This window comes from Streptomyces sp. NPDC059443, from assembly GCF_042750105.1.
In the GTDB taxonomy this organism is placed as follows: Bacteria; Actinomycetota; Actinomycetes; order Streptomycetales; family Streptomycetaceae; genus Streptomyces.
Genome location: NZ_JBHYVM010000022.1, coordinates 18,182 through 40,932, shown reverse-complemented (window position 1 = coordinate 40,932; position 22,751 = coordinate 18,182). Strand labels below are relative to the sequence as shown.

Below are 22,751 nucleotides of genomic sequence, written 5' to 3'. Positions count from 1 at the left end.
CCTACCACCCCAACCACGGTTCCCAGGGCTGCGCCCTGACCGCGCCCGGGGCTCCGCCCCGGACCCCGGTCCTCAAACGCCGGACGGCTGGAAGGGCCGAGCACCGGACCGCCGGAAGGGCCAGGAAAGCCGCCGTCGGAACCGCTCCGCATCAGCCGATCGGTTGACCTCGGGGTCAACCGGTGGGGTGGGCGTTGGGAGCCGGTACGGGGACGGGTGGGCGGGGGTGGCGGGGAGAGGCTGGGAACACGGCAGGACACGGCAGGACCGCCCGCCGACCGACGTTCACAGGAGCAGCAGACACATGAACACCCGCACCCGCGTTCTCACCGGTACCGCCCTCGCCGTCGCGCTCGGCGCAGGCACCTTCGGCGCCGTCAGCGCCACCGCCGCGCCCGCCCCGGCGGCTGCCGTCGCCAAGAAGGACAACGACTCGAACTTCACCACCTCCACCCACCTCACGATCGACGCCGCCACCCGCGCCGCCCAGGCCGCGCTGGAAGCCGCCGAGAAGGAGAACCAGAAGGTGACCGTTGCGGTCGTCGACCGCAACGGGAACACCATCGTGACCCTGCGCGGCGACGGCGCGGGCCCGCAGTCCTACGAGTCGGCGCAGCGCAAGGCCTTCACCGCCGTGTCCTGGAACGCCCCGACCTCCGTGCTCGCGGGCCGCCTCGCGCAGGCCCCGAACCTGAAGGACATCCCCGGCACCCTCTTCCTCGCGGGCGGCACCCCGGTGCAGGCCAAGGGCGCCCCCGTCGCGGGCATCGGCGTGGCCGGCGCCCCGAGCGGCGACCTGGACGAGAAGTTCGCCAAGGCCGGCGCCGACTCCCTCGACAAGTAGGTCGTAAGTGGTCAGCAAGTAGGGTCGGGGGCGTGGATTCTCGCGCCCTCTTCCGTCTCGCCGCCCCCGCGGTCGCCGCCCTGCTCGCCCTCACCGCGGGCTGTACGGGCAGCACCGTGCAGGGGCGGCCGGGTGCGTCGGGGCTGCGCGATCCGTTCTTCCCGAAGGCCGGCAACGGCGGCTACCAGGTCGATCACTACGACCTCGATCTCGACTACGACCCCGGCACCGGGAAGCTGGACGCCACGGCCGTCATCACGGCGCGCGCCGAGCAGGGGCTCAGCTCCTTCAACCTCGATCTCAGCGGGCTCGACGTCGAGGACGTCACCGTGCAGGGCGCCGGGGCCCGTTTCAACCTGACCGGCAGGGAACTGACCGTGCGCCCCGCCAAGGACCTGAAGAGGGGCGAGGTCTTCCGTACGGAGATCGACTACGCCGGCGTGCCCAAGCCCGTCACCGATCCCGACGGCTCCCAGGAGGGCTGGATCCGGACGGCGGACGGAGACGGCGCGGTCGGCGTCGGCGAGCCGGTGGGGTCGATGGCCTGGTTCCCGGGCAACCACCACCCGAGCGACAAGGCCACGTACGACATCAAGGTCACCGTGCCCAAGGGGTACGAGGCCGTGTCCAACGGGGAGTTGAGCTCCCGGACCGAGACCGCCGACGGGGCCGACGGGCGGACGGTGTTCGCCTGGCACAGCCCGGAGCCGATGGCGAGCTATCTGGCGACCGTGGCCGTGGGGAAGTTCGCGGTGACGACCGGCCGGACCGCCTCCGGGATCCCCGTCTACAACGCGGTGGCCCCCGAGGAAGCGGCGGCGAGCGCGCCCGTGCTCGCGCGGCTGCCCGGGATGGTGGAGTGGGGCAGCGCCAAGTTCGGCCCGTACCCCTTCTCCACCACGGGGGTGATCGTGCTGCCCAAGGGCACGCTCGGCTACGCGCTGGAGACGCAGACCCGGCCCGTCGTCTCCGGGGCGCCCACCGGCGAGAGCGGCGAGGCGACGCTCCTGCACGAGCTGGCCCACCAGTGGTTCGGGAACTCGGTGTCCCCGAAGTCCTGGAAGGACATGTGGCTCAACGAGGGGTTCGCGACCTACGCGGAGTGGCTGTGGTCCGAGGACCACGGCGGGCCCAGCGCGCAGGAACGGTTCGAGGCCCTCCTCGACGGTGACACCGATGTGGACGAGGCGGCCGGCTCCGACTGGGGCGCCTTCCCGCCGGCCTCCCCGCCCGGAGCCAAGGAGATCTCCGGCCATCCGGTGTACGAGCGCGGGGCGATGGTCCTCCAGCGGATCCGGCAGGAGGTCGGCGACGAGAAGTTCTTCGCCCTGGTGCGCGGCTGGGCCACCGACCACCGGCACGGGAACGCGAGCACGGCCGACTTCACCGCCTACGCGCAGGAGAAGACGGGCCACGACCTGAAGAAGGTCTGGGACGTCTGGCTGTACGGGACGGAGCGGCCCAAGGCCCCGTAGGCCCGTAGCACCGCCTTTACGGCCCCAGCAGCGGCTTGCGCAGGACCGTGCACGGGCGGCCCGCCTCGCGGTCGGTGGTGTGGCGCACGGGTACGTAGCCCTGGGCCTGCCAGAACGCGAGGCCCTGGGTGTTGCCGTCCAGCACGGCGATCCGTACGCCCGCGCGCCCGGCGGCCCGGAAGCGGTCCTCGACCAGAGCGGCCACGGCGCGCCCGTGGCCCTCGCGGTGCGCGGTGGCGTCGATGAGCAGCAGGCCGATCCACGGGTCCGGGTCTTCGGAGGCCGGATCGGGGTGTTGGGCCAGGGTGGCCGCCAGGCCTACGAGGCGGCCGGCCGAGCGGGCGAGGAGGATCTCGGCGCCCTGGTGGGAGAGCTCGTCGGCGAGGGAGGCCGCGACCTGCTCGACCGTGATGCGGCCGGGGTCGGGGAAATCGCCGCTGAGCTCGAAGAACGCGTGGTTGGTCGCGTAGAGCGAGGCGATTTCGGTCAGGACCGGGCCCGGTAGGGCGCCGTCCTCGGCAGGTGCGAGCGGGAGGAGGATCACCTACCGAACGGTAGCGAAGCCCCCTCCCCGGACGGCCGGGAGGGGGCTCCAGCTGCGGTGACGTCGCGAGCCAAGCGACGGGCCAAGCGACAGGCCAAGCGACAGGCCAAGTGGTAGCCCGTCGGCCCGTAGGGCTCGGACGTTTTTCAGAGGCTCAGACGTTGACGCCGAAGTCCTGGGCGATGCCGGTCAGGCCCGAGGCGTAGCCCTGGCCCACGGCGCGGAACTTCCACTCGGTGCCGTTGCGGTAGAGCTCGCCGAAGACCATGGCGGTCTCGGTCGCCGCGTCCTCGGAGAGGTCGTAGCGGGCGATCTCGGCGCCGCCGGCCTGGTTCACGACGCGGATGTACGCGTTGCGGACCTGGCCGAAGTTCTGGCTGCGGGTCTCGGCGTCGTAGATGGAGACCGGGAAGACGATCTTGTCCACGTCGGCCGGGAGGCCGGCGAGGTTGACCTTGATCGACTCGTCGTCGCCCGAGCCCTCGCCGGTGCGGTTGTCACCGGTGTGGACGATGGTCTGGTCCGGGGTGGACTTGTTGTTGAAGAAGACGAAGTGGCCGTCGGAGACGACCTTGCCCATGGGGTTGACCGCGATGGCCGACGCGTCGAGGTCGAAGTCGACACCCGTCGTCGTGCGTACGTCCCAGCCGAGGCCGACCGTGACGGCCGCGAGGCCCGGGGCCTCCTTGCTGAGCGAGACGTTTCCGCCCTTGGAGAGGCTTACTGCCATGGTGACTGGTGTCCCTTCCTAGTCTCACGTGATGCCACGCTTGGTCCCGCTCGGCCCGACCCGCCGTATGACCGGCTTGCCGTTCGGCCGCGAGATTGCCCAAGTTACCGCTGCCCTCCATAACGCCGGGAGAGGGCCCGCAGGTTCCGGATCCGCGAAATGCGCGTGACGCGGAGTGGCGCGGGGCGGATCATAGGGGGCATGCCTGGTCCCCATGTCATCCGCGGTTCCGTCGTGCTCCCCGAGGGCGAGCTCGCCTGGCGCTTCTCGCGGTCCTCGGGGCCGGGCGGCCAGCACGTGAACACCTCCGACTCGCGCGTGGAGCTCCTCTTCGACCTCGCGGCGACCAAGTCGCTGCCGGACGTGTGGAAGGAGCGCGCGCTGGAGCGGCTCGCCTCGCGGCTGGTCGACGGGGTCGTGACGGTACGGGCCTCCGAGCACCGCTCGCAGTTCCGCAACCGGGAGATGGCGCTGGTCCGGCTGACCTCGCTGCTGGCGGAGGCGACGGCGCCGCCGCCGAAGGCACGGCGGGCGACGAAGATCCCCCGGGGGATCAACGAGCGGCGGCTGCGCGAGAAGAAGGCCCGCGGCGAGACGAAGCGGGGGCGCAACGCCCGGGACTGGTAGCCCCCAGGGCCCCCCAGGCCAGCCCCCGGGCCCCGCGGCAGCCGCAAGCCCCGCCCACGCCCCCCTACGGCGCCAAGTGGCGGTAGCGCCCCCGGAAGTACGTCAGCGGCGGGGCGTCGGGCGACGGCTGGGCGGCGGCCAGGACGCGGCCGATGACCAGGGTGTGGTCGCCGGCCTCGACGCGGTTCTCGGTACGGCACTCCAGGGTGGCCAGCGCCTCCGACAGGAGCGGGGCTCCGGAGATCTCGCCCCGCGCGAAGGGCACGTCCGCGAAGAGCAGGCGGTCGCTGATGCGGCCCTTCATCGAGAACCGGCTCGCGATCTGGAGCTGGCGGTCGGACAGCACGGACACCGACCACAGCGGCTGCTCCGCCAGCAGGTCGTCCATCCGGGAGCCCTCGCGCAGGCTGACCAGGACGAGCGGCGGGTCCATGGACACGGACATGAAGGCGGTCGCCGTCATGCCGACGTCCTCGCCGCGCTGGCTGCCGCCGCCCATCGCGGGCTCGTGCGCGGTGATCAGGCACACGCCCGCGGCCAGTCGGGACATCGCGGCCCGGAAATCGTCGTTGCTCACCCCCTCAGGATGGGGTGCGGGGGCGGAAAGCGTTGTCGTGGGGCTCGTATTCGGCACGTTCCGGACGCTACTGTCGCCTCCCGCGCGGCACATCGGGCTGAGGTCCGAGCCTCGCCCCCGCCCCATGGCCTAGGCCCAGGCGCGCCCCCAGAGCCGGCGCGGGCGTGCGGCGGGTCAAGAGGAACGGGCCGTGACGGGACACCTTTATTCATCTCATGTGACTTGAGTCACAGAGGGCAAGATTTGTTGACCCTGTGTACCTGCCGCACAGCTCACTGTGATTCAGTGGACAGGACACCGCAACGAAACGCCGATGACAAACCTGGAGTTGCTGTCGAGGTCTCGGGGAGAGCGAGCAATGGAGACCGAGTCGGAGCCGTACGTCCGTCTTGCGACCCTGCGGCAGCTGCACCAAGTGGTGGCCGAGCTCAATACGGCCAGGAGCCTGGCTGACACCCTGCAGACCGTCGTGGACGGCATCGTCGTGGGACTCGGCTACGAACTCGCCTGCGTCAACCTCGTACGCCCCGACGGCGACCTCGTCGTCGCCGCCTTCGCGGGCGACCCCGCGGCCGAAGCCCTGATCACCGGACGGGTCGGCTCGCGCGCCTCCTGGGAACGCCGCCTGACGATGGGTGAGAACTGGGACGGGCTCCGCTTCATCCCGCACACCGAGGGCTGGGTCCTCATGGAGGACGACGTCCCCCAGTGGCACACCGAGGGCCCCGACCCGCGGTTCGAGGACGAGTGGCACCCCGAGGACCGGCTCTACGCCCCCATGTACGCCTCCGGCGGCGAGCTGCTCGGCGTGGTCTCCGTGGACCGGCCGCGCAACGGCCGCCGGCCCGGCGCCTGGGGGCGCGAGGCGCTCCAGATGTACGCGTTCCAGGCCGCGATCGCGATCAGCAACGCCCGGCTGCGCGCGAACATGCAGCGGGCGCTGGTGCGGCTGGAGCGCGAGCAGCAGGCCCTGCGCGCGAGCGAGGAGTCGTTCCGCCAGGCCTTCGAGTACGCGCCCAGCGGCATGGCCATCGCCGAGATGGGCGGGGACCAGCACGGCCGCCTGCTGCGCACCAACGACGCGCTGTGCCGGCTCCTGGGGCGGCCCGCCTCCGTGCTGCGCCGGTACTCCTTCTCCGACCTGGTCCACCCCGAGGACATCGGCACCCTGCTGCGCACCTCCGCCGAGGGCGGCCGGGCCGAGCTGCGGCTCGGGCGGCGCGACGGCACGTACGTATGGGTCTCGCTGCGCAACTCGGTGGTCGCGGACGCCGCCGACGGGCCCCGGTTCCTCCTGACCCACGTCGAGGACATCGAGGAGCGCAAGCGGCACGAGCTCCAGCTCGCCCACCGGGCCAGCCACGACTCGTTGACCGGCCTGCCCAACAGTGCCGAGCTGCGCTCCCGGCTCGGCGCCCGGCTGTGCCGCCGGCCGCAGTCCGTGCGGGCCACCGCCGTGGAGGCCCTGGACGCCGCCTTCGAGGCGCGGCCCGCCGCGGACGGCGGCTCCGGTGAGCACGGCTTCCGGCCCGACGGCTTCCCCGACCCCTTCGAGTTCCCCGGCGGGCCGGGCGGCCCCGGCACGCCGGCCGGGCAGGGCGGTCCCGGTCCGGCCGGCCCGGGCCCGTACGAGCACCACGTGCACACCGTCGCGCCCGCGACCGACATAGACGACGGTACGAAGGGGCTCGCGGTGCTCTTCTGCGACCTCGACGGGTTCAAGTCGATCAACGACCGGTTCGGGCACCACACCGGCGACGCGGTGCTGATCGAGGTCGCCCGGCGCCTGACGACCGGTGTGCGGGACGGGGACACCGTCGCCCGGCTGGGTGGTGACGAATTCGTCGTCCTCGCCGACGGCCTGGGCGCGGCCGACGCCGCCGACCTCGCCGTACGGCTGCGCAACGCGATCATCCCGCCGATCCGGGTGGACGGCCGCGCGGTCCGTGTGGGAGCCAGTTTCGGCATCGGCTGGGCCAGCTGCGGGATGTCCGCGGACGAGGTCCTGCGCTCCGCCGACCAGCGGATGTACATCGAGAAGCGCTCCCGGTCCAAGGCCCACCGGCGGGCCGGGTGAGGTCATGGTCCACCCGTGGGCGCACCTGTTCGGGGTAGGCTCCCCGGGGTCGAAAGGAGTGACCTGCGATGACGACGCCCGCGAACCACGGCTCGAACAACGGGGCGAACAAGCCCGAGGATGACGATCCGTTCGGCTACCTCTACGAGGACGGCCAGGCCGCGGGGGCCACCCCGCCCGGACAGGGCGGCGGGTACGGCTACCCCGGACCCACGGTCGGCGGTCAGCCCGGCGTGCCCCGGACCTCGTACAACCAGGTCCGTACGGTCGGTGAGCGGACGTACGGCGGCCAGCGCGGGCCCCTTCCCTACCAGCAGGGTCCGCAGCAGCCTCCGGCCTACCAGGCCCAGTACCAGTCCCCCGAGGCGCTCCAGGCGGGCGGCTACGGCGTTCCGTCGCAGGGGCAGCCCCCGCAGCAGTACACGCAGGCCGTCCCGCTGCCGGGCGAGGGCCGCGGCGGTCACGGCGGTCACGGGAACGGCGGCGGGTCCAGCCGCAAGGGCATGCTCATCGCCGCCGTCGCGGTGGTCGCGGCGGTCGCGATCGGCATCGGCGCGGCGGTGGTCTTCGGCAAGAAGGACGATGCCGACAGCAACAAGAACAACGCGAACGCCAGCCAGAGCCAGTCGGCGCCCCCGGTCAAGCCCTCGGGCCAGCCGAGCGGCTCCCCGTCGCCGGCCGCCGAGCTGCCGAAGGGCGACGCGGGCGGTCCGGGCATGGTGATCTCCGGCGGCGCGACCCTGCAGAACGCGGTGCCGGGAGCGAAGAGCGCGGGCGGCCAGTACGTCGGCAACTTCAACCAGCCGGGCGCGGCGGTGACCTGGACGCTGGACGTGTCCAAGGCGGGCACCTACCGGTTCTACGTGCAGTTCGGCATCCCCGGCGAGGACGCGAACGGCACCCTCACCGTGAACGGCAAGGCCAACAGCTCGCCGCTGAACATGCGCAACTTCGCGGGCTCCCCCAAGGGCGACTGGGAGAAGGGCTGGCAGTCCACCTGGGGCCAGGTGACCCTCAATCAGGGCAGCAACACGATCAAGCTGTCGTGCGAGGCGGGCAACAAGTGCCAGGTCAACATCGACCAGTTCTGGATCCAGCAGGGCTGAGCCGCCGGTCCGCCGGTCCGCCGGTCCCGCGCTAGGCGGGCGTCACCTTCACCGACCCCCGTACCTCCTCGTAGGTGCGGGGGTCGAACTCTCCCGCCGCGGGGGCGCGGACCGTGGCCGCCGAGAGGGCGACCGCGCGGATCAGGCGGTCCGGCCAGTCCAGGCCCTCGACGAGGGCCGAGAGCAGGCCCGCGACCGCGGAGTCCCCGGCGCCGGTGGGGTTGCCCGCCAGGGTGCGGGGCGGGGCGGCCCGCCAGCTGCCCTCGGGGGTGGCGGCGAGGAGTCCGGCCGGGCCGAGCGAGGTGATCACCGCGTGGGCGCCCCGGCGGCGGGCGTCCCGGGTGGCGGGCAGCGCGTCCCGGGATCCGGTCAGCTCGCAGAGCTCGGCGGCGTTCGGCTTGATCATCTCGGGGCGGGCGGCGACCCCGCGGCGCAGCGCTTCGCCGCTGGTGTCGAGGAGCACGGGCACCCCGGCCGCGCGGGCGGCCCGTACGAGGACGGCGTAGGCCCCGACGGGCACGCCGGGGGGCAGGCTGCCGCACAGGGCCACCGCGCGGGCGCCGTCCGCCAGCAGGGCCTCGTAGCGCTCCAGGAACACCGACCACTCGGCCGAGGTGATCAGCGGGCCCGGCTCGTTGAACTGCGTGGTGTCGCCGGAGGCCTCGTCGGCCACGGCGAGGGTGCGCCGGGTGGTGCCCGCGCAGGGGACCAGCGCGTCGCGCACCCCGGGGGAGGCGGCGAGCAGTCCGCGTACGACGCTCCCGGTGGGGCCGCCCGCGAAGCCGGTCGCGGTGACCTCGTGGCCGAGCGCGGCGAGTACGCGGGCGACGTTGAGGCCCTTGCCGCCCGGCCGTTCGGCGACGTCGGTGACGCGGTGGGAGGTGTGCGCGTGCAGGCGCGGTACGCGGTAGGTGACGTCGAGCGCGGTGTTGAGCGTCACGGTGAGGATCATGGCGGGTCCCGGTCTCGGTGTGTGCCGCCTCTTACGGGGCAACAGCATGTCAAAACCAGAGCGGTCGGCCCAGTACCCGGGGCCGACCGCTTTCCGTCAGCGCCGTGCGGCGAGCGGGTCGACGATCCATTCGCCGCGCCGCATGACGCCCTTGACGTCGAAGGCGGCGTCGAGGACGACGAGGTCCGCGTACTTGCCGGGCTCCAGCGAGCCGACCTGGTCGTAGAGGCCGATCAGCCTGGCCGGGTTGGCGGAGATCGCCTGGACCACGGACTCGACGGGGAGCTTGTCGAGGGTGACGGACCGCTTGAACGCGGTGTCCAGGGTGAGGGTGGAACCGGCGATGGAGCCGCCCTCGACCAGGCGGGCCACGCCCTGCTTGACCTCGACCTCCAGCGGGCCGAGGTGGTAGATCCCGTCGCCGAAGCCGGCCGCGTCCATCGCGTCGGTGATCAGCGCCACGCGGTGCGCGCCCGCGTGGTGGAAGGCCAGCTCCAGCATGGCCGGGTGCAGGTGGGTGCCGTCGTTGATCAGCTCGACGGTGACCCGCTCGTCCTCCAGCAGCGCCGCGATCGGGCCCGGGGCGCGGTGTTCCATGCCCGGCATCGCGTTGTAGAGGTGGGTGGCCACGGTCGCGCCCGCGTCGATGGCCTGGCGCGTCTGCTCGTACGTGGAGTCGGTGTGGCCGATCGCGGCGATGACCCCGTGCTCGGCCAGCAGGCGTACGGAGTCCAGGCCGCCCGGGAGCTCGGTGGCCAGGGTGAACATGCGGGCGGCGCCGTGCGCGGCGTCGATCAGCTTGCGGACCTCGGCCGGGTCGGGGTCGCGCAGGAGGTCTTCCTTGTGCGCGCCCTTGCGGCAGGGGTTGATGAAGGGCCCCTCGAAGTGGATGCCCGCGATGTCGCCCTGCTGGGTGAGCTCGGCGAGCAGACCGGCGCGGCGGGCCAGTTCGTCGAGGTCGCCGGTGACGGTGGAGGCCACCAGGGTGGTGGTGCCGTGTTCGCGGTGGGTCCGTACGCCCTTGAGGACGTCCTCGGCCGTGCCGGAGGTGAAGGAGGCACCGCCGCCGCCGTGGTTGTGCATGTCGACGAAGCCGGGGACGATCCAGTGCCCGGACAGGTCGACCACGCTGGCGTCCTCGTGGGCGCTGCCGGCGATGCGCTCGCCGTCGACGATGACGCGCCCGCCCTTCACGGTGCCGGTGGGCAGTACCACGTCGGCGCCGGAGAGAACGGTACTGCGGCCCACATGTGCGCTTCCGGACATCAGGCAGGTACCTCCGTGGCGAGTAGATCCCAGGCGAGCAGCCCTGCGCCCAGGCATCCGGCGGTGTCCCCGAGGGCCGCCGGAACGATGTGGGGCAGCCGCTGGAACGTCACGCGTTCCTCCACGGCCGTCCGTAGTGGTGTGAACAAGGTTTCCCCCGCCTCGGCCAGCCCGCCACCGATGATCAGCGTGCGCGGGTCCAGCAGGGTGATCGCGGTGACCAGCCCGTCGGCGAGCGCTCCGATGGCGGCGAGCCAGACCTCGCGCGCGCGGGCGTCGCCGGATTCGACGGCCTTGGCGCAGTCGGCGGCGTCCGCCTCGGGGTCGCCGGAGGCGGCCGCCCAGGCACGGCTGACGGCCGAGGCGGAGGCGAGGGTCTCCAGGCAGCCGCGCTGGCCGCAGCCGCATGCGGGGCCGCCGGGGCGGACCACGATGTGGCCGATCTCGCCCGCGTAGCCGTGCGCGCCGGCCTCGATGCGGCCGGCGATGCCGATGGCGCCGGCGATGCCGGTGCCGAGGGGGACGAACAGGAAGCGGTCGGCGCCGCGGCCCGCGCCGATGCGGCCTTCGGCGAGTCCGCCCGTGCGGACGTCGTGGCCGAGGGCCACCGGGATGCCGCCGAGGCGTCTGCCGAGGAGCTCGCGCATCGGGACGTCGCGCCAGCCCAGGTTCGCCGCGTAGACGGCGATCCCGTTCTCGGCGTCGACGATGCCCGGGACCGCGACACCGGCCGCGGCCGCGGAGGCGCCGAAGCGCCGGCGGCCGAGGTCGAGGAGCTCGGCGGCGAAGTCCTGGATCGTCTCGACGACGGCTTCGGCGCCCCGCTCGCGGCCGGTGGCGCGGCGCGCCTCGTGGAGCAGGGTGCCGTCCGCCGCGACGAGGGCGGCCTTCATCCCAGTGCCGCCCACATCGAGGGCGATGACGTGTTTCACGGGTTTCACGGGTGACAGTCTCGCGTGCTCGGAGGGGAAAGGTCTAGTCCACTGGTAGGGATTGTTGAGCGGCCATACAAATTCGGGACCTTGGTCGTGCACAAGGGGCTCGTGAGGGACGTGTGCACGTTCGGGGCCCGATGTTGACGGGCCGGGAGAGTGGTGTAGACCTTTATCTGAACCGTACGGAACGACCTGGGGTGGAACGAGAGCTTTGAAGGCCCGAACTGTGCAGACCCGAAAGCTGAACCTGGCCGCGTCCGGCGTCGCGCTGTGCCTGACGGCCGTGACGCTGACAGGCTGCGGAGCTCTGTCGGGTGTCACGGGGAACAACGAGGTCACCCTGCACGTCGTGGCGGCCGATTACGGAGACAATCCGGCGAACTCCTCCAAGGGCTACTGGAAGGACCTCGCGGCGGCCTTCGAGAAGACCCACCCCGACATCAAGGTCCAGGTCGACGTCTACTCCTGGTCCGAGGTGGACGCCAAGGTCGCCGAGATGGTCAAGAACGGAAAGGCCCCCGACGTCGCCCAGATCGGCGCCTACGCCGACTACGCGGCCGAGGGCAAGCTCTACTCCGCCGACGAACTGCTCTCCGTGAAGACGGAGGCCGACTTCCTCGCGCCCCTCGCCGACGCGGGCAAGGTCAAGCGCGTCCAGTACGGAATGCCCTTCGTGGCCAGCACGCGGCTGATGTTCTACAACGAGAAGCTGCTCACCGACGCCGGGGTCATCCCCAAGGACGCGAAGGGCCCCTGGCAGCCCAAGAGCTGGGCGGACCTGGAAGCGGCCGCCAAGAAGCTCAAGGCGGCCGGCGTCCCGACCCCCTTCGCGCTGCCCCTGGGCCGCGAGGAGGCGCAGGCCGAGACGATGCAGTGGATGCTCGCGGGCGGCGGCGGTTACAGCGACAACGAAGAGCAGTACTCGATCGACTCCCCGGACAACGTCAAGACCTTCGAGTTCCTGCGCGACAAGCTCGTCGGACAGGGCCTGACCGGCCCGGTGGAACCGGGCAAGCTCGACCGGCAGGCCGCCTTCGACTCCTTCACGCGCGGCGAGGTCGGCATGCTCAACGGGCACCCGACGCTCATCAAGCAGGCCTCCGACAAGGGCGTGAAGTACGGCATGACCCCCATGCCGACCGCCGACGGCGCAGAGCACTCGACGATGGGCGTCGCCGACTGGGTGATGGCCTTCAAGAACGGCCACCCGAAGGAGGCCGGACGGTTCCTGGACTTCCTGTACGAGCCCAACAACCAGACCAACTTCACCGAGAAGTACGACCTCCTCCCGGTCACCACGAGCGGCTCCCGCGAGATGGACGCCACCACGGGGGCCACGTCGGCGCAGCTGAAGACGTTCCTGCACGCGCTGCCGAACGCGCGGCTGTACCCGGTGGGCAAGAAGTCCTGGTCGACGGTGAGCGAGGACATCAAGAAGAACATCGGCTCGACCGTGCGGCCGGGCGGGCAGCCGGCGAAGGTGCTCGGCGACATCGCGGACGCGGGGCGCAAGGCGGATCCGCGCTAAGTGGGGCCGACCCCGCATCGGGGCCGGGCCGCTGTCGGAGGGCGGCGTTAATCTGGCCGTATGACGGACGAGGAGCGGCCGGCGGCCGGGCCGGCCGGTCTGAGCAGCGAGGAAGCGGCGGTACTCGCCTACGAAGGCCGGACCTGGCCCGGACCCGGGGCCAAGGAGCGGGCCATAAGGGAAGGACTGGGGATGCCCCCGGTCCGGTACTACCAGCTGCTCAACGCGCTGATGGACGACCCGCGCGCACTGCGGCACGCACCGGGCACCGTCAACCGGCTGCGGCGCATCCGCGAAGCCCAGCGCGCCAGGCGCTAGCGCGGGCGGCAGCTCAGGCGGCAGCGAGGCAGTAGCGGTGTTCCACGCGGCATAGCCGTGGCCCGGCGGGGCCGTTAGGGTCGAGCGTATGGGGAGCCATCCGCACGACCTGCCGATGCCCGTCACCGCCGCCGGACGCGAGGGACTCGAAGCCCTCCTCCGCACACCGCGCCGCTCCGTCGTCGCCCTCGACTTCGACGGAACCCTCGCCGAGATCGTCCCCGACCCCGACCAGGCCCGGGCCCACCCGGACGCCGTCGCCGCGCTCTCCGCGCTCGCCCCCCGGGTCGGGTCGGTCGCGGTCGTCACCGGCCGGCCGGCCGGAGTCGCCGTCCGCTACGGGGGCTTCGCCGGGGTCCCCGGACTGGAACACCTGGTCGTCCTCGGACACTACGGAGCCGAGCGCTGGGACGCCGTGAGCGGCATCGTCCACGCCCCGGCGGAGCACCCGGGGGTGGCGGCCGTCCGGGCCGAGCTGCCGGGGTTCCTCGACGCGATCGGCGCCTGGCGCGGGACGTGGATCGAGGAGAAGGGCCGGGCCCTCGCCGTCCACACCCGCCGGGCGGAGGATCCCGAAGGCGCGTTCGCGGCCCTACGGGAACCCCTGGCGGGCCTCGCCGCCCGGCACGGGCTGATGGTCGAGCCGGGGCGGGCCGTGCTCGAACTGCGGCCGCCGGGGATGGACAAGGGCGTCGCCCTGACGGAGTACCTCGCGGAGGTCGGGGCGACTGCCGTCCTGTACGCGGGGGACGACCTCGGCGACCTGGCGGCGTACTCGGCGGTGGACAAGCTCCGGGCGGACGGCCTGCCGGGGCTGCTGGTGTGCAGCGGCTCGGCGGAGGTCCCGGAGCTCGCCGCCCGCGCGGACCTGACCCTGTCCGGCCCCGGGGAGGTCGTGGCCTTCCTGGCCGCCTTGGCCGCGGCGCTGGCCTGACCGCTGCCCTGCGGGGACGGCCCCGCAGGGCTCGGGTCACCCCCGCACCGCGTCCAGCTGGGCCGCGAGCCACTGCGCCGGGGGCAGCGCCGTCGCGGCCGCGGCCAGCCGCTTCGTGCGGTCCGCGCGCTCCGCGGCCGGCATGGACAGGGCGGTGTGCAGCGCCTCGGCCGTCTGCGTCACGTCGTACGGATTCACCGTCAGCGCGTCCCCGCGGAGCTCCTCGTACGCCCCCGCCCCCGTGGACAGGACCAGCGCGCAGCCCGCCTCCGAGACCACCGGGATCTCCTTCGCCACCAGGTTCATGCCGTCCCGGACCGGGTTGACCAGCGCCACGTCCGCCAGCCGGTACGCCGCCAGGGAGCGGGCGAAGTCGTCCTCCACGGAGACCAGCACCGGCCGCCACCCGGCCGTCCCGAACTCCGCGTTGACCGCCGCCGCCAGCTCGCGCACCGACTCCGTGTACGCCCGGTACACCGCCAGGTCCTGCCGGGACGGATAGGCCGATGCCAGGTGCACCACCCGTTCCCGCCACTCGGGGTGGGTGGCCAGCAGCTCCCGGTACGCCAGGAGCCCGCGCAGGATGTTCTTCGACAGCTCCGTCCGGTCCACGCGGACGATGGTCTTCAGACCGCCGACCTCCGCCCGCAGCGCCGCCAGCTTGTCGTTCACCTCCGGGCGGTGCGCGAGCGCGCGCAGCTCGTCCCCGTCCACCCCCAGGGGGAACGCCGCCACCGGCGCGGCCGCCCCCGCCGAGTCCGTGAACTCCCGGGCCCACGCCCCGGTGTGGAAGCCCACCAGGTCCGCGCCGAGCATTCCGCTCAGCAACTGCTCCCGGATGTCCGACGGGAGCAGGTCCAGGTACTGCTTCGAGGCCCACGGGGTGTGCGTGAAGTGGCCGATCCGCAGGTCCGGGCGCAGCTCGCGCAACTGCCCCGGGGCCAGGGCGAGGTGGTAGTCCTGAATCAGGACCGCCGCCCCCTCCGCGGCCTCCTCGGCCAGGGCCTCGGCGAAGGCCCGGTTGTAAGCGGTGTAGGAGTCCCAGCGCCGCCGGAACTCCGCGTCGAAGACCGGCTCGCGCGGGATGTCGTACAGGTGGTGGTGGAGGAACCACAGCACCGAGTTCGCGATCCCGTTGTACGCGTCGTCGTAGACCTCCGGATCGATCGCGAGCATCCGTACGCCCGGCTCGGCCACGCCCCGCCGTACCGCCTCCCGGTCCGCGTCCGACAGGGCCGCGCAGATCCACAGCGCCTCCGGCTGCTCCGCGAGGGCCGCGGAGAGGCCGGAAACGAGGCCGCCCCCGCCCCGGCGGGCACTGAGCGTGCTGTCCGGGGCGAGGGCGTACGAGAGCGGGCCGCGGTTCGCGGCGACGAGCACCTGGGAAGCCATGCGGCGAACCTAGCCCGCCCCGCGCCCGGTCAAACTTCAGCTCCTGCGTGTCCGGCGAACCGAGACGAAGACCACGGCGCCGAGGAGCGTCAGGGTGGCGGCCGCGCTGCCCATGAGCCAGAGCTCACGGCCGTCCGAGCCCGTGCTCGCCAGGTTTCCGCCCCCGGTGCCGCTGCCGCTGCCGCCCTGCGCCGGGGTCTCCGGCAGCGGACGCGGCTGCTGCGTCGTGGAGGGGGTGGCGGACGGGGAGGCCGACGGGGAGGCGGAAGGGGCCGTCGAGGGGGACGAGGACGGCGACGAGGACGGCGACGGTGACGGCGACGGGTCCGGGGTTTCGATCACCGGCGGGACCGGTGCGCACGCCGGGTCCTTGGAACCGTCCCCGCAGTTGGTGCGGCCGCTCTGCGCGACGACGTTGTTCGTCAGCTTCCCGTCGCCCGTCACCGGGTCGTTGACCTTCACCTTGTAGGTGATCGTCGCGGTCTTCCCCTTCGGGACCTCGCCCGTCCACGACACCTTCGGCGCCGCGTAGGAGGGCGATCCGAGGTCCGCCGTCACCGCCCCGTCGAAGGTCGCGTCGTCGAGCAGCTCCGTGAGGTCGTCCGTCAGCTTCGCGTTCGGGTAGTCCAGGCTGCTGATGTTCTTAGCGGTGATCGTGTACGTCACCGTGTCGCCCGGCTTCACCGACTTCGCGGGCGAGGCCGTCTTGGTCACCTCCAGGTCCGGCACCGGCACGGCCAGCGCGAACTGCGAGATGACGTACGTGTCCCCGCGCGTGCGGAACGTCAGGTCCGCCGAGGTCGCCCCGGCCGGCAGGGCCGCCGCCGGGATGTCGAAGGACTTGGCGTCGATGCTGAGGTTGTCGGGGTGGTCAGGGTTCAGCGAGCCGTCGGCCGAGCTGGTGAAGAAGTTGTCGGTGGCCTTGGTGCCGGGGTTGGCGATGTTGGTGCCGTTCACCCGGAACTGGTCGCCCTTGGTGTTCCGGTCGCCCTCGTACGCGGTGGCGCTCGCCCGCACCGGGCCGTCGCCCGTGCGGTAGAAGCCCTCGACCTTGACGGTGGTGTCGGGGCTGGTGGAACGCTGGAGCACGTGGCCGCCGTAGACGTAGACGTTGCGCCGCTCCGGCGCGTTCTCGTGCGGGCCGGGGTACTTGTACACGACGGTCAGGGACCAACCGGCGACGCAGCCGCGGCCCTGCGGGGCCCAGATGCCGCCGACCGCGACGGTGACCGGGGAGCCGGTGGGGACGTCCGCGAAGGCGGCGGTGACGTCGGACTCGCCCGTGTAGTAGTGCGGGCCGCCCGTCTGCGGCGGGTCCTCGACCATGTTCGACAGGGTCACCGGCCGGGCCGCGCCCGCGCCGACCTTGACGACCGGGCGGGTGCCCAGCGGTTCGCCGGGGGACGGGACGACGTCCTCGCCGGAGACGTCGCAGCGCTTGATGAGGTTCGAGCCGAGCCGGTACTCGCCGTTGTTGCCGCCCCAGAACAGGCGCGCGTACGCCACTTCGGCACCCGCCGGCACGGTGAGCCGGCCGGTGCTGGAGGTACGGGTGGGCGTGGCGAGCCCGGCAGCGTCGATCGGGCGGGCGACGAAGTCGTTGTTGTTCTTCGTGCCGCCGCCCCGCTGGACCTCGGCGCACTCCGCGGCGTCGGCGGGGGGCGCTTCGGGGCAGCCCATCACCGTGTTGCCGAGGGTGATGAAGTCCCCGTAGAGCGCCTCGTCGTACCGCTTCTCGAAGGAGGAGACCACCTCCGCGGCCGCCGGCCCGCTCAGCGAGCCGAGCAGCAGGGCCGCGCCTCCGGCCGCCGCGAGCGCGGCGCCCCATGCATGTCTGAACCGTATAAACCCCATAAAAGGGAAATTAGACTGATCGTGCCGGTTTCTCCGGTTACGCCACGCGACGCCGCGCGTACTCCTCGATGTCCCGCATCGGCGGCCGCTCCTCGGTGTCCACGGCGTAGGTGTGGGGCACGAACCCCTCCGGGCCGCGCTCGAACTGCGTCAGCTCCGGCCGTACGAGGTGCCCGCGCGAGAGCCGCAGCAGCGCCGTCCGGTAGATCGCCGCGGCCATCCGCCCCAGGGCCAGGCCGTCCTGGTGGCGGTGGAGCCGTACGCCCACGTCCACCTGGGCCAGCGCGTCCAGCCCGACCGTGTGCAGCGCGTCCACCAGCAGGCCCAGCTCCACGCCGTACCCGACGGGGAACGGCAGCCGCTCCAGCAGGTCGCGGCGCACGGCGTACTCGCCGCCCAGCGGCTGGACGAAACCGGCCAGCTGCGGCCAGTGCAGGTTGAGCAGGGGGCGGGCTACCAGCTCCGTCACTCTGCCGCCCTGGCCGGGAGCGTCACCCAGCGGGCGGTCGTACATGGCCTTGACGAAGCACACGTCCGGATCCGTCAGCAGCGGGCCCACGATCCCGGACACGAAGACGGACGAGAAGTCCCGCAGATCGGCGTCCACGAAGCAGACCACGTCCCCGCTCGTGGCCAGCAGCGAACGCCACAGCACCTCCCCCTTTCCGGGCAGGGCCGGCAGCCCCGGCAGGATCTCGTCGCGGTGCACCACCCGGGCCCCGGCCTTGGCCGCCACCTCCGCCGTACGGTCGGTGGAGCCCGAGTCGACCACGACCAGCTCGTCGACCAGGGGCGTGTCCGGCCCGTCCATCAGATCGCGCCGGATCACCTCGACGATGGCCCCGACGGTGGCTTCCTCGTTCAGCGCGGGCAGCACCACGCTGACCGTCGTACCGGCTGCCCGTTTGGCGGAAAGCAGCTGGTCGAGCGGTCGGTCGGCGGCGGACCAGGAGCGGGCCGAGAGCCAGCGCTCCACCTCTTCCAGCACCTTCGGGACTCCTCTGTCGGTCGGCGGGGCACGGGCGGAACGCCGGTGCTTTTCACCGATATGTGATCCATCTCGCGGTTCGGACGGCTGTCTCAACCACCCGGGGCTTCGGTTACAGTCTTGAACAACGCAAAGGCCCACCGCATGCCGGGGGGCCTCGCGAACAAACGCCCGGGCGCGCCACAGAGCGTGTCGCCCGGTGCCATACCGCTCATCCAGAGGGGCAGAGGGACACGGCCCGTTGAAGCCCCGGCAACCCTCCAGTCGGTTCTCGCGATCGCTCCAGCAGCGACTCAGCGGGGTCCCCGGCTAGGGAAGGTGCCAATTCCGTCTCATGGCGACGTTCGTCATGGGGAAGATGAGGAGAAAGGGCCTCGCCATCATGGCTGCACAGACTGCCGAAACCTCTGCCGACACCTCCGCTGGAACTTCCACCCCCGGCGCCTCTGTCGATCTCGGTCCCGCCACCGGCCTTTCCTGCCGGGAATGCGGCACCCGCTTCGAGCTCGGCCCGATCTTCGCTTGCGTGGAGTGTTTCGGACCGCTCGAAGTCGCGTACGACCTGCCCCTCGGTGACCCGGAGGCGCTGCGCGCCGCGATCGAGGCCGGCCCGGACAACATCTGGCGCTACGCGCCGCTGCTGCCCGTCCCCGCGGACGTCGCCTCCAAGCCGAGCCTGAACCCGGGCTTCACCAAGCTCGTGGACGCGGCCAACCTGGCCAAGGAGCTGGGCTTCACCGGCAAGCTGTACGTCAAGGACGACTCCGGCAACCCGACGCACTCCTTCAAGGACCGCGTCGTGGCCATCGCCGTCGAGGCCGCCCGCGCCTTCGGCTTCACCACCCTCTCCTGCTCCTCCACCGGCAACCTGGCCGGCGCCGTGGGCGCCGCGGCCGCCCGTGCCGGCTTCCGCTCGTGCGTGTTCATCCCGCACGACCTGGAGCAGGGCAAGGTCGTCATGGCCGGTGTCTACGGTGGCGACCTGGTCGGCATCGAGGGCAACTACGACGACGTCAACCGCTTCTGCTCCGAGCTCATCGGCGACCCGCTGGGCGAGGGCTGGGGCTTCGTCAACGTCAACCTGCGCCCGTACTACGGCGAGGGTTCCAAGACCCTGGCGTACGAGATCTGCGAGCAGCTCGGCTGGCAGCTGCCCGACCAGATCGTCATCCCGATCGCGTCCGGCTCGCAGCTGACGAAGATCGACAAGGGTCTCCAGGAGCTGATCAAGCTCGGCCTGGTCGAGGACAAGCCCTACAAGATCTTCGGCGCCCAGGCCGAGGGCTGCTCGCCCGTCTCGACCGCCTTCAAGGCCGGTCACGAGGTGGTCCGCCCGCAGAAGCCGAACACCATCGCCAAGTCGCTGGCCATCGGCAACCCGGCGGACGGCCCGTACGTCCTGGACATCGCGCGCCGCACCGGCGGCTACGTCGAGGACGTCAACGACGAGCAGGTCGTCGAGGCCATCAAGATCCTGGCCCAGACCGAGGGCATCTTCGCCGAGACCGCGGGCGGCGTGACCGTCGGCGTGACGAAGAAGCTCGTCGAGAACGGTCAGATCGACCCCTCGCTGACCACGGTGATCCTGAACACCGGTGACGGCCTCAAGACCCTGGAGGCCGTGGCCGACGGCGGCGGCCAGACCGCCACCATCCGCCCGAGCCTGGACGCGTTCCGCGCCGCCAACCTCGCCTGATCTCTCCCCCTGCACACCGGAAAGGCAGTAGCGCCATGAGCGTCAACGTCCGCATCCCCACCATCCTGCGCACCTACACCGGCGGCAAGGCCGAGGTCCCCGCCGAGGGCGCGACCCTCGCCGAGGTCATCGAGTCCCTGGAGAAGAACCACCCGGGCATCGCCGCGCGCGTCCTGGACGACCAGGGCAAGCTCCGCCGCTTCGTCAACGTCTACGTCAACGACGACGACGTGCGCTTCGAAGGCGGGCTGCAGGCGTCCACGCCGGACGGCGCCGGCGTTTCGATCATCCCCGCCGTCGCGGGCGGCTGCTGACCTTTCGGCCGGCCAAACCTGAATTGCCCCTTCCGCTAATAAGCGGAGGGGGCAATTCTGCTTGATTGGGCGCGGTAGAGTTGGGGAAGTCCCCACCGCTGCTCTTGCCCGCCGCATATGAGCGGGCCGCGGAAGGGTTGACATTGAGTCAACATGCAAGCGCGGTATGGGTCCTTGGCGTGCTTTGTCCGGCCCGACTTGCCCTGGAATATTCCGAGTTTTCACCCTATTTCAATCTTTTGCCGTGTCCAGAATTCTCGCCGGAATGACCTGTTGCAGACAGCAGCGGTGCGGATACATTCAGCCCCGGTCGAGGCGTTCCGGCGCAAGTTCTGACCCGGGACCGCGAAGTGCGGTCCTGCGCAAGGGCCAGTAATAGGGGAGTTAGGCATGGCTCAGGGCACCGTCAAGTGGTTCAACGCGGAGAAGGGCTACGGCTTCATCGCGGTCGACGGTGGTGCGGATGTGTTCGTCCACTACAGCGCCATCCAGATGGACGGGTACCGCACCCTTGAAGAGGGTCAGCGGGTCGAGTTCGAGATCTCGCAGGGCCAGAAGGGTCCGCAGGCGGACATGGTCAAGCTCGCCGTCGGCTAGTCCGGGCGCGATCGACCGCCGACACGGCGTACGACTGCATACGACTGCATGCATACGAGGGGCCCACATCCTGGACACGGGATGCGGGCCCCTCGTGCGTGGTGTGCTCGCAGGCCTTGCGGTGCCCGGGTTGTTCACCGGCGGTTCCCCGAAGCCGCTTGCACTCGGGGGTGCCGAGTGCTAATCATTGGCGTTAGCACTCTCCTAGTGAGAGTGCTACCTAAACGAGGACCGGGTCAGTGAGGCCCACGGGGTCCGGCGGGAAGAAACCGCCGGGCACGCAGGCCGTCCGTCGCGGGCGCGGGCGCGGTCCGGGAGCAATCCACCGCTGTCCGGGAGGACCACTTCAGATGGCCAAGATCATTGCGTTCAACGAGGAGGCCCGGCGCGGTCTCGAGCGAGGCATGAACCAGCTCGCCGACGCCGTCAAGGTCACCCTTGGCCCCAAGGGTCGCAACGTCGTCCTTGAGAAGAAGTGGGGCGCCCCCACGATCACCAACGATGGTGTCTCCATCGCCAAGGAGATCGAGCTCGAGGACCCGTACGAGAAGATCGGCGCCGAGCTGGTCAAGGAAGTCGCCAAGAAGACGGACGACGTCGCCGGCGACGGTACGACCACCGCCACCGTTCTGGCCCAGGCGCTCGTCCGCGAGGGCCTGCGCAACGTGGCCGCCGGTGCGAACCCGATGGCCCTCAAGCGTGGTATCGAGAAGGCCGTCGAGGCCGTCTCCGCTGCCCTGCTCTCGCAGGCCAAGGATGTCGAGACCAAGGAGCAGATCGCTTCTACGGCCTCTATCTCCGCCGCTGACACCCAGATCGGCGAGCTCATCGCCGAGGCCATGGACAAGGTCGGCAAGGAAGGCGTCATCACCGTCGAGGAGTCCCAGACCTTCGGGCTGGAGCTTGAGCTCACCGAGGGCATGCGCTTCGACAAGGGCTACATCTCGGCGTACTTCGCCACCGACATGGAGCGCATGGAGTCGTCCCTCGACGACCCGTACATCCTGATCGTCAACTCCAAGATCGGCTCGGTCAAGGACCTGCTGCCGCTCCTGGAGAAGGTCATGCAGTCCGGCAAGCCGCTGCTGATCATCGCCGAGGACGTCGAGGGCGAGGCCCTGTCGACCCTGGTCGTCAACAAGATCCGCGGCACCTTCAAGTCCGTCGCCGTCAAGGCCCCGGGCTTCGGCGACCGCCGCAAGGCCATGCTCGGTGACATCGCCATCCTCACGGGCGGCACGGTCATCTCCGAGGAGGTCGGCCTCAAGCTGGAGAACGCCGGTCTCGACCTGCTGGGTCGCGCCCGCAAGGTCGTCATCACCAAGGACGAGACCACCATCGTCGACGGTGCCGGTGACTCCGACCAGGTCCAGGGTCGCGTCAACCAGATCCGCGCCGAGATCGAGAACTCCGACTCGGACTACGACCGCGAGAAGCTCCAGGAGCGCCTCGCGAAGCTGGCCGGCGGCGTGGCCGTCATCAAGGCCGGCGCCGCGACCGAGGTCGAGCTCAAGGAGCGCAAGCACCGCATCGAGGACGCCGTTCGCAACGCGAAGGCGGCCGTCGAAGAGGGCATCGTCGCCGGTGGCGGCGTGGCGCTCCTCCAGGCCTCCTCGGTCTTCGACAAGCTGGAGCTCACGGGCGACGAGGCGACCGGCGCCAACGCCGTGCGCCTGGCCCTTGAGGCCCCGCTCAAGCAGATCGCCGTCAACGGTGGTCTCGAGGGTGGCGTCGTGGTCGAGAAGGTCCGCAACCTGCCCATCGGTCACGGCCTGAACGCCGCGACCGGCGAGTACGTCGACATGATCGCCGAGGGCATCATCGACCCGGCGAAGGTCACCCGCTCTGCCCTGCAGAACGCGGCGTCGATCGCGGCCCTCTTCCTCACCACCGAGGCCGTCATCGCCGACAAGCCCGAGAAGGCCGGCGCCGCTGCCGGCGGCGGCATGCCGGGCGGTGACATGGACTTCTGATCGGCCCCTGGCTGATCGGCTGTT

21 protein-coding genes and 1 riboswitch are annotated in these 22,751 nt (G+C 71.5%); of the genes, 12 read left to right on the top strand and 9 right to left on the bottom strand.

Going from position 1 to position 22,751, the window contains the following annotated elements:
* Positions 1 to 304: 304 nt before the first annotated feature.
* Together ACFXDJ_RS21560 and ACFXDJ_RS21555 are read left to right on the top strand one after the other, a co-directional pair.
* Complete coding sequence (locus tag ACFXDJ_RS21560) at positions 305 to 844, top strand: heme-binding protein (RefSeq protein ID WP_384657196.1); 540 nt, start codon at positions 305 to 307, stop codon at positions 842 to 844.
* A 32-nt stretch (positions 845 to 876) separates the two neighbouring features.
* On the top strand, positions 877 to 2,319 hold the full coding sequence (locus tag ACFXDJ_RS21555; RefSeq protein ID WP_384657194.1) for a M1 family metallopeptidase: 1,443 nt from the start codon (positions 877 to 879) through the stop codon (positions 2,317 to 2,319).
* Between the two features lie 16 nt (positions 2,320 to 2,335).
* On the opposite strand, the gene ACFXDJ_RS21550 is transcribed toward ACFXDJ_RS21555, so the two are convergent.
* Together ACFXDJ_RS21550 and ACFXDJ_RS21545 are read right to left on the bottom strand one after the other, a co-directional pair.
* Complete coding sequence (locus ACFXDJ_RS21550) at positions 2,336 to 2,863, bottom strand: GNAT family N-acetyltransferase (protein WP_384657191.1); 528 nt, start codon at positions 2,861 to 2,863, stop codon at positions 2,336 to 2,338.
* A 154-nt stretch (positions 2,864 to 3,017) separates the two neighbouring features.
* Positions 3,018 to 3,593 carry a TerD family protein gene (locus ACFXDJ_RS21545; RefSeq protein ID WP_384657188.1) on the bottom strand — a complete coding sequence of 192 codons (576 nt, stop codon included), beginning with the start codon at positions 3,591 to 3,593 and terminating at the stop codon, positions 3,018 to 3,020.
* A 201-nt stretch (positions 3,594 to 3,794) separates the two neighbouring features.
* Here ACFXDJ_RS21545 and arfB point away from each other — a divergent pair, with 201 nt between their 5' ends.
* Positions 3,795 to 4,220 carry an alternative ribosome rescue aminoacyl-tRNA hydrolase ArfB gene (gene arfB, locus ACFXDJ_RS21540; RefSeq protein WP_330297152.1) on the top strand — a complete coding sequence of 142 codons (426 nt, stop codon included), beginning with the start codon at positions 3,795 to 3,797 and terminating at the stop codon, positions 4,218 to 4,220.
* A gap of 64 nt (positions 4,221 to 4,284) precedes the next feature.
* Here arfB and ACFXDJ_RS21535 read toward each other — a convergent pair whose 3' ends face one another.
* On the bottom strand, positions 4,285 to 4,890 hold the full coding sequence (locus ACFXDJ_RS21535; RefSeq protein WP_384657185.1) for a flavin reductase family protein: 606 nt from the start codon (positions 4,888 to 4,890) through the stop codon (positions 4,285 to 4,287).
* A gap of 265 nt (positions 4,891 to 5,155) precedes the next feature.
* Here ACFXDJ_RS21535 and cdgB point away from each other — a divergent pair, with 265 nt between their 5' ends.
* Positions 5,156 to 6,874, top strand: a complete 1,719-nt coding sequence (gene cdgB / locus ACFXDJ_RS21530) for a diguanylate cyclase CdgB (protein ID WP_384657182.1) — start codon at positions 5,156 to 5,158, stop codon at positions 6,872 to 6,874.
* A gap of 68 nt (positions 6,875 to 6,942) precedes the next feature.
* Positions 6,943 to 7,980, top strand: a complete 1,038-nt coding sequence (locus tag ACFXDJ_RS21525; protein ID WP_384849927.1) for a CBM35 domain-containing protein — start codon at positions 6,943 to 6,945, stop codon at positions 7,978 to 7,980.
* Between the two features lie 31 nt (positions 7,981 to 8,011).
* On the opposite strand, the gene ACFXDJ_RS21520 is transcribed toward ACFXDJ_RS21525, so the two are convergent.
* The 3 genes from ACFXDJ_RS21520 to ACFXDJ_RS21510 form a co-directional block, all read right to left on the bottom strand.
* Complete coding sequence (locus ACFXDJ_RS21520) at positions 8,012 to 8,932, bottom strand: 1-phosphofructokinase family hexose kinase (protein WP_384849925.1); 921 nt, start codon at positions 8,930 to 8,932, stop codon at positions 8,012 to 8,014.
* A 96-nt stretch (positions 8,933 to 9,028) separates the two neighbouring features.
* The gene (gene nagA, locus ACFXDJ_RS21515) at positions 9,029 to 10,198 is read right to left on the bottom strand and encodes an N-acetylglucosamine-6-phosphate deacetylase (protein WP_384657175.1); all 1,170 of its coding nucleotides are present in this window, start codon (positions 10,196 to 10,198) and stop codon (positions 9,029 to 9,031) included.
* The gene (locus tag ACFXDJ_RS21510) at positions 10,198 to 11,130 is read right to left on the bottom strand and encodes an ROK family protein (RefSeq protein ID WP_384850016.1); all 933 of its coding nucleotides are present in this window, start codon (positions 11,128 to 11,130) and stop codon (positions 10,198 to 10,200) included. The genes nagA and ACFXDJ_RS21510 overlap by 1 nt, the downstream gene beginning before the upstream one ends.
* Before the next feature lie 229 nt (positions 11,131 to 11,359).
* Between ACFXDJ_RS21510 and ACFXDJ_RS21505 the strand changes: the two genes are divergently transcribed.
* The 3 genes from ACFXDJ_RS21505 (at position 11,360) to otsB (ending at position 13,913) form a co-directional block, all read left to right on the top strand.
* The gene (locus ACFXDJ_RS21505) at positions 11,360 to 12,661 is read left to right on the top strand and encodes an extracellular solute-binding protein (RefSeq protein ID WP_384653060.1); all 1,302 of its coding nucleotides are present in this window, start codon (positions 11,360 to 11,362) and stop codon (positions 12,659 to 12,661) included.
* Between the two features lie 60 nt (positions 12,662 to 12,721).
* The gene (locus tag ACFXDJ_RS21500; RefSeq protein WP_384653062.1) at positions 12,722 to 12,979 is read left to right on the top strand and encodes a DUF3263 domain-containing protein; all 258 of its coding nucleotides are present in this window, start codon (positions 12,722 to 12,724) and stop codon (positions 12,977 to 12,979) included.
* 88 nt (positions 12,980 to 13,067) lie between these two features.
* Positions 13,068 to 13,913: a trehalose-phosphatase gene (gene otsB, locus ACFXDJ_RS21495; protein WP_384653064.1), complete on the top strand. Its 846-nt coding sequence runs from the start codon at positions 13,068 to 13,070 to the stop codon at positions 13,911 to 13,913.
* 36 nt (positions 13,914 to 13,949) lie between these two features.
* Here the strand turns inward: otsB and ACFXDJ_RS21490 are convergent, their stop codons facing one another.
* The 3 genes from ACFXDJ_RS21490 to ACFXDJ_RS21480 are packed head-to-tail and all read right to left on the bottom strand — an operon-like array spanning position 13,950 to position 18,147.
* Positions 13,950 to 15,305 carry a trehalose-6-phosphate synthase gene (locus ACFXDJ_RS21490; RefSeq protein ID WP_384653066.1) on the bottom strand — a complete coding sequence of 452 codons (1,356 nt, stop codon included), beginning with the start codon at positions 15,303 to 15,305 and terminating at the stop codon, positions 13,950 to 13,952.
* A 36-nt stretch (positions 15,306 to 15,341) separates the two neighbouring features.
* Positions 15,342 to 17,159, bottom strand: a complete 1,818-nt coding sequence (locus ACFXDJ_RS21485; protein WP_384653068.1) for a DUF11 domain-containing protein — start codon at positions 17,157 to 17,159, stop codon at positions 15,342 to 15,344.
* 37 nt (positions 17,160 to 17,196) lie between these two features.
* A complete protein-coding gene (locus ACFXDJ_RS21480) occupies positions 17,197 to 18,147 on the bottom strand; it encodes a glucosyl-3-phosphoglycerate synthase (protein WP_384653070.1) in 951 nt (316 codons plus the stop codon).
* Between the two features lie 208 nt (positions 18,148 to 18,355).
* A riboswitch (SAM riboswitch) is annotated at positions 18,356 to 18,512 on the top strand.
* Between ACFXDJ_RS21480 and thrC the strand changes: the two genes are divergently transcribed.
* From thrC to groL, 4 genes are all read left to right on the top strand, one after another.
* On the top strand, positions 18,506 to 19,843 hold the full coding sequence (thrC, locus tag ACFXDJ_RS21475; RefSeq protein WP_384653114.1) for a threonine synthase: 1,338 nt from the start codon (positions 18,506 to 18,508) through the stop codon (positions 19,841 to 19,843). Its footprint overlaps the riboswitch before it by 7 nt.
* A 35-nt stretch (positions 19,844 to 19,878) precedes the next feature.
* Complete coding sequence (locus ACFXDJ_RS21470; protein ID WP_384653071.1) at positions 19,879 to 20,157, top strand: MoaD/ThiS family protein; 279 nt, start codon at positions 19,879 to 19,881, stop codon at positions 20,155 to 20,157.
* Positions 20,158 to 20,547: 390 nt separating this feature from the next.
* Positions 20,548 to 20,754: a cold-shock protein gene (locus ACFXDJ_RS21465; protein WP_003967346.1), complete on the top strand. Its 207-nt coding sequence runs from the start codon at positions 20,548 to 20,550 to the stop codon at positions 20,752 to 20,754.
* 350 nt (positions 20,755 to 21,104) lie between these two features.
* The gene (gene groL / locus ACFXDJ_RS21460; RefSeq protein WP_384653073.1) at positions 21,105 to 22,727 is read left to right on the top strand and encodes a chaperonin GroEL; all 1,623 of its coding nucleotides are present in this window, start codon (positions 21,105 to 21,107) and stop codon (positions 22,725 to 22,727) included.
* The last annotated feature ends 24 nt before the right edge of the window (positions 22,728 to 22,751 follow it).